Below are 4,159 nucleotides of genomic sequence, written 5' to 3' on the forward strand. Positions count from 1 at the left end.
GCAAACGCTCTTCCAGGTACTGGTCGCTGTTCGGGTTGATCGCCAGGGGCAGGGCCTGCTCGCGCTTGAGTGCGGCGAACTTCTCGGCCGGCAGCAGGTAGTCGTCGAAGTCGCGGAACTGCCGCGAGCCCTTGACCCAGATGTCGCCGGAGCGCAGGGCGTTCTTCAGCTCGGACAGGGCGCAGATTTCGTAGAATTTCCGGTCGAGGCCTTCCGGGGTGATCACCAGCGGCTTCCAGCGCGGCTTGATGAAGGCCGTGGGTGCATCGGCCGGCACCTTGCGCAGGTTGTCGGCGTTCATCTCACGCAGGGTCTGCACGGCTGCCAGCACGCCTTGCGCGGCCGGCCCGTGCTGTTCCCCAACTTTTCGCTCGGCGAAGAGTATGAACATGCGCCGCCGGCGACGAATCGCCAAATCTCACCGTATCTCCCGAGCGGACGATTTCGCACCGGTCTGCCCGTCGAAGGGCTTGCGATCGAACGGGGCGACCTTTTCTATGCATGTCCGCGAGCCAGCGTCTTTTATGGCACGGCGCTCGACGCCGACCTTCGGACGCGCGGCGTAAGCACGCTTGTCATGGCCGGGATAAGCACCACCGGCGTTGTTCTTTCAAGCGTCGCCTGGGCTAGTGATGCGGACTACGACGTGCGTTTGGTCCAGGACTGCTGCTACGACCCGGATCGGGATGCCCACGAAGCTCTGTTGCGTTCCGGGTTCGGCGGACGTGTACAGGTCGTGTAATTTTCGGGCCTCGCATGATCGCGGCCATAGCCGCAGGTGGATTGGTGCGAGGCAGGGCCAGTCCAAGTCAGGGTGCGGTCATCGCGGCGCCTGCAACTCTCAAAAACCCATCGCCGTAGCGGAGGTCTTGTAATCGCATGTCATTACGCACGCCCGATTTATTGTTCACAGCGATAGCACCTGCCATTTGGGGCAGCACCTACATTGTCACCACCCAATACCTGCCGAACTTCTCACCGATGACGGTCGCGATGCTGCGGGCGTTGCCGGCGGGTTTATTGCTCGTGATGATCGTCCGACAGATTCCAACGGGAATCTGGTGGATGCGCATCTTCATCCTCGGCGCACTTAATATTTCGCTATTCTGGAGCTTGTTGTTTATTTCGGTCTACCGCCTGCCGGGCGGGGTCGCGGCGACGGTAGGCGCTGTGCAGCCGCTGATGGTCGTGTTCATCTCTGCCGCTCTGCTAGGTAGCCCGATACGATTGATGGCGGTCCTGGGGGCTATTTGCGGAACTGCGGGCGTGGCGCTGTTGGTGTTGACACCAAACGCAGCGCTAGATCCTGTCGGCGTCGCAGCGGGCCTGGCGGGGGCGGTTTCCATGGCGTTCGGAACCGTGCTGACCCGCAAGTGGCAACCTCCCGTGCCTCTGCTCACCTTTACCGCCTGGCAACTGGCGGCCGGAGGACTTCTGCTCGTTCCAGTAGCTTTAGTGTTTGATCCGCCAATCCCGATGCCTACAGGAACCAATGTTCTCGGCCTGGCGTGGCTCGGCCTGATCGGAGCGGGTTTAACCTACTTCCTTTGGTTCCGGGGGATCTCGCGACTCGAACCTACAGTTGTTTCCTTACTGGGCTTTCTCAGCCCGGGGACCGCCGTGTTGCTAGGATGGTTGTTCTTGGATCAGACGCTGAGTGCGCTTCAAATCATCGGCGTCCTGCTCGTGATCGGGAGTATCTGGCTGGGCCAACGTTCCAACCGCACTCCTAGGGCGCGTATAGCTTGCCGGAAGTCGCCTTGACCCGCATGGCATAGGCCTATCGTTTCCACGATCAGCGATCGGCTCGTTGCCCTGCGCCGCTCCAAAGCCCGCGACGCAGCGCCGGCAGGCAGAGCAAGTAGAGGGCAGCGCCTGCAATCCATGCCCACCCGTTCCACGTTGTTATAGAAGCCGCATAGATCGCCGTGAAGAGGAGGGGTCCGACGATCGAGGTCAGGCTGGTGAGCGCCGCCAGTGAGCCTTGCAGCTGCCCCTGACGTTCCTCATCCACCTGCCTGGACAACATTGCTTGCAGCGCCGGCATTCCGATGCCACCCGAAGCAAGCAGGACCATGATCGGGAACGCCATCCATCCCTGTGTCGCGAAGGCAAGCAGGATGTAGCCTGTGCCGTCGGCAATCATTCCGAGCATGAGTGCCCGCCTTTCGCCGAGCCGGGCGGCTACAGGGCCGGTGATCATTGCCTGGGCGAGTGAATGCAGAATGCCAAATGCGGCAAGCGAAATGCCGATCGTGGTCGCGTCCCAGTGAAAGCGATCCTCGCCGAAAATGACCCAAAGCGCGGCCGGCACCTGTCCGACAAGTTGCATGATGAAGAAGACCGCCATCAGGGCGGCGACGACGGTCATGCCCCGGGCCCACCGGAACGAAGCGAGCGGGTTGAGAGCCTCCCGGCGTAACGGCCGGCGTTCGCCTTTGTGCGACTCCGGCAAAAGGAAACAGCCCGTCAGGAAATTGAGGCCGTTCAAGGCTGCCGCGGCGAAGAACGGAGCGTGGGGGGAGAAACCGCCCATCAGCCCACCGAGCACAGGTCCCGCGACCATCCCGAACCCGAAACAGGCGCTCATGAAGCCGAAGTGCCGCGCGCGCTCATCGCCATCAGTGATATCGGCAATATAAGCGCCGGCTACCGCCCCAGTCGCCCCGGTGATGCCGGCCACGATCCGCCCGATATAGAGAACCCAAAGGAAAGGCGCCGTCGCCATGATGGCGTAGTCGACAGCAGCGCCGGCCAGCGAGACGAGCAAGACCGGCCGCCGCCCGAAACGATCCGACAGCGCGCCCAGCACAGGTGCGCAGGCAAATTGCATCAACGCATACAGCGCCAGCAGAATGCCATAGTGGGCGGTGACGTCGTTCGAGTGAACCAGATCGCGCAGGAGGCCCGGCAGCACCGGCATAATCAGGCCGATGCCGACAGCGTCGAGCGCGACAGTGCTCAGAATTACGATCAGGGGTCTGTTGGGTTTCACGTCTGGCCTCCGGACCAGCCTCCGCTGGTCCGATTGAACGCGCGGATTCTTTATCACTGATAAGTTGGTGGACATATTATGTTTATCAGTGATAAAGTGTCAAGCATGACAAAGTTGCAGCCGAATACAGTGATCCGTGCCGCCCTGGACCTGTTGAACGAGGTCGGCGTAGACGGTCTGACGACACGCAAACTGGCGGAACGGTTGGGGGTTCAGCAGCCGGCGCTTTACTGGCACTTCAGGAACAAGCGGGCGCTGCTCGACGCACTGGCCGAAGCCATGCTGGCGGAGAATCATACGCATTCGGTGCCGAGAGCCGACGACGACTGGCGCTCATTTCTGATCGGGAATGCCCGCAGCTTCAGGCAGGCGCTGCTCGCCTACCGCGATGGCGCGCGCATCCATGCCGGCACGCGACCGGGCGCACCGCAGATGGAAACGGCCGACGCGCAGCTTCGCTTCCTCTGCGAGGCGGGTTTTTCGGCCGGGGACGCCGTCAATGCGCTGATGACAATCAGCTACTTCACTGTTGGGGCCGTGCTTGAGGAGCAGGCCGGCGACAGCGATGCCGGCGAGCGCGGCGGCACCGTTGAACAGGCTCCGCTCTCGCCGCTGTTGCGGGCCGCGATAGACGCCTTCGACGAAGCCGGTCCGGACGCAGCGTTCGAGCAGGGACTCGCGGTGATTGTCGATGGATTGGCGAAAAGGAGGCTCGTTGTCAGGAACGTTGAAGGACCGAGAAAGGGTGACGATTGATCAGGACCGCTGCCGGAGCGCAACCCACTCACTACAGCAGAGCCATGTAGACAACATCCCCTCCCCCTTTCCACCGCGTCAGACGCCCGTAGCAGCCCGCTACGGGCTTTTTCATGCCCTGCCCTAGCGTCCAAGCCTCACGGCCGCGCTCGGCCTCTCTGGCGGCCTTCTGGCGCTCCTGCTGCGGCGTCCGCTCGTGGGCCGTGGCGCGGGTCCGCGCGCCGGCCTCGTGCGCCTGGCGCTCGCGGGCGAGGTCCAGGGCGGCCGTCTTCACGTTCTGCCTTGCGCAGATGAGATAGGGGAGCCCGCAGAATTCGGAAAAAATCGTACGCTAAGGTTTTCCGGGCATCCGTAAGGGCCGAAACTTCCCGTCTTCCAGTCTGCGGCTCTGCCGCCAGACGTAATCGC

At 62.5% G+C, this 4,159-nt stretch carries 5 protein-coding genes and 1 pseudogene; 3 read left to right on the forward strand and 3 right to left on the reverse strand.

Annotated features, from left to right (window positions below):
- Positions 1–346 (reverse strand): annotated as a pseudogene (locus ACJHWR_RS25010) (Tn3 family transposase); the annotation flags it as partial.
- Positions 347–349: 3 nt separating this feature from the next.
- Between ACJHWR_RS25010 and ACJHWR_RS25015 the strand changes: the two are divergent.
- Positions 350–742: a cysteine hydrolase family protein gene (locus ACJHWR_RS25015; RefSeq protein ID WP_001351729.1), complete on the forward strand. Its 393-nt coding sequence runs from the start codon at positions 350–352 to the stop codon at positions 740–742.
- Between the two features lie 137 nt (positions 743–879).
- Positions 880–1,764 (forward strand): DMT family transporter, encoded by an 885-nt coding sequence (locus ACJHWR_RS25020; RefSeq protein ID WP_000058717.1) that lies wholly within the window; start codon positions 880–882, stop codon positions 1,762–1,764.
- 31 nt (positions 1,765–1,795) lie between these two features.
- Here ACJHWR_RS25020 and tet(A) read toward each other — a convergent pair whose 3' ends face one another.
- A complete protein-coding gene (tet(A), locus tag ACJHWR_RS25025; protein ID WP_077248803.1) occupies positions 1,796–2,995 on the reverse strand; it encodes a tetracycline efflux MFS transporter Tet(A) in 1,200 nt (399 codons plus the stop codon).
- Between the two features lie 105 nt (positions 2,996–3,100).
- Here tet(A) and tetR(A) point away from each other — a divergent pair, with 105 nt between their 5' ends.
- The gene (tetR(A), locus tag ACJHWR_RS25030) at positions 3,101–3,751 is read left to right on the forward strand and encodes a tetracycline resistance transcriptional repressor TetR(A) (protein ID WP_000164043.1); all 651 of its coding nucleotides are present in this window, start codon (positions 3,101–3,103) and stop codon (positions 3,749–3,751) included.
- 31 nt (positions 3,752–3,782) lie between these two features.
- Here the strand turns inward: tetR(A) and ACJHWR_RS25035 are convergent, their stop codons facing one another.
- Positions 3,783–4,025 (reverse strand): transposase, encoded by a 243-nt coding sequence (locus ACJHWR_RS25035; protein WP_000844627.1) that lies wholly within the window; start codon positions 4,023–4,025, stop codon positions 3,783–3,785.
- Positions 4,026–4,159 lie beyond the last annotated feature (134 nt).

This window comes from Escherichia sp. WS568 (assembly GCF_046486085.1).
GTDB classification, from domain to species: Bacteria; Pseudomonadota; Gammaproteobacteria; order Enterobacterales; family Enterobacteriaceae; genus Escherichia; species Escherichia coli.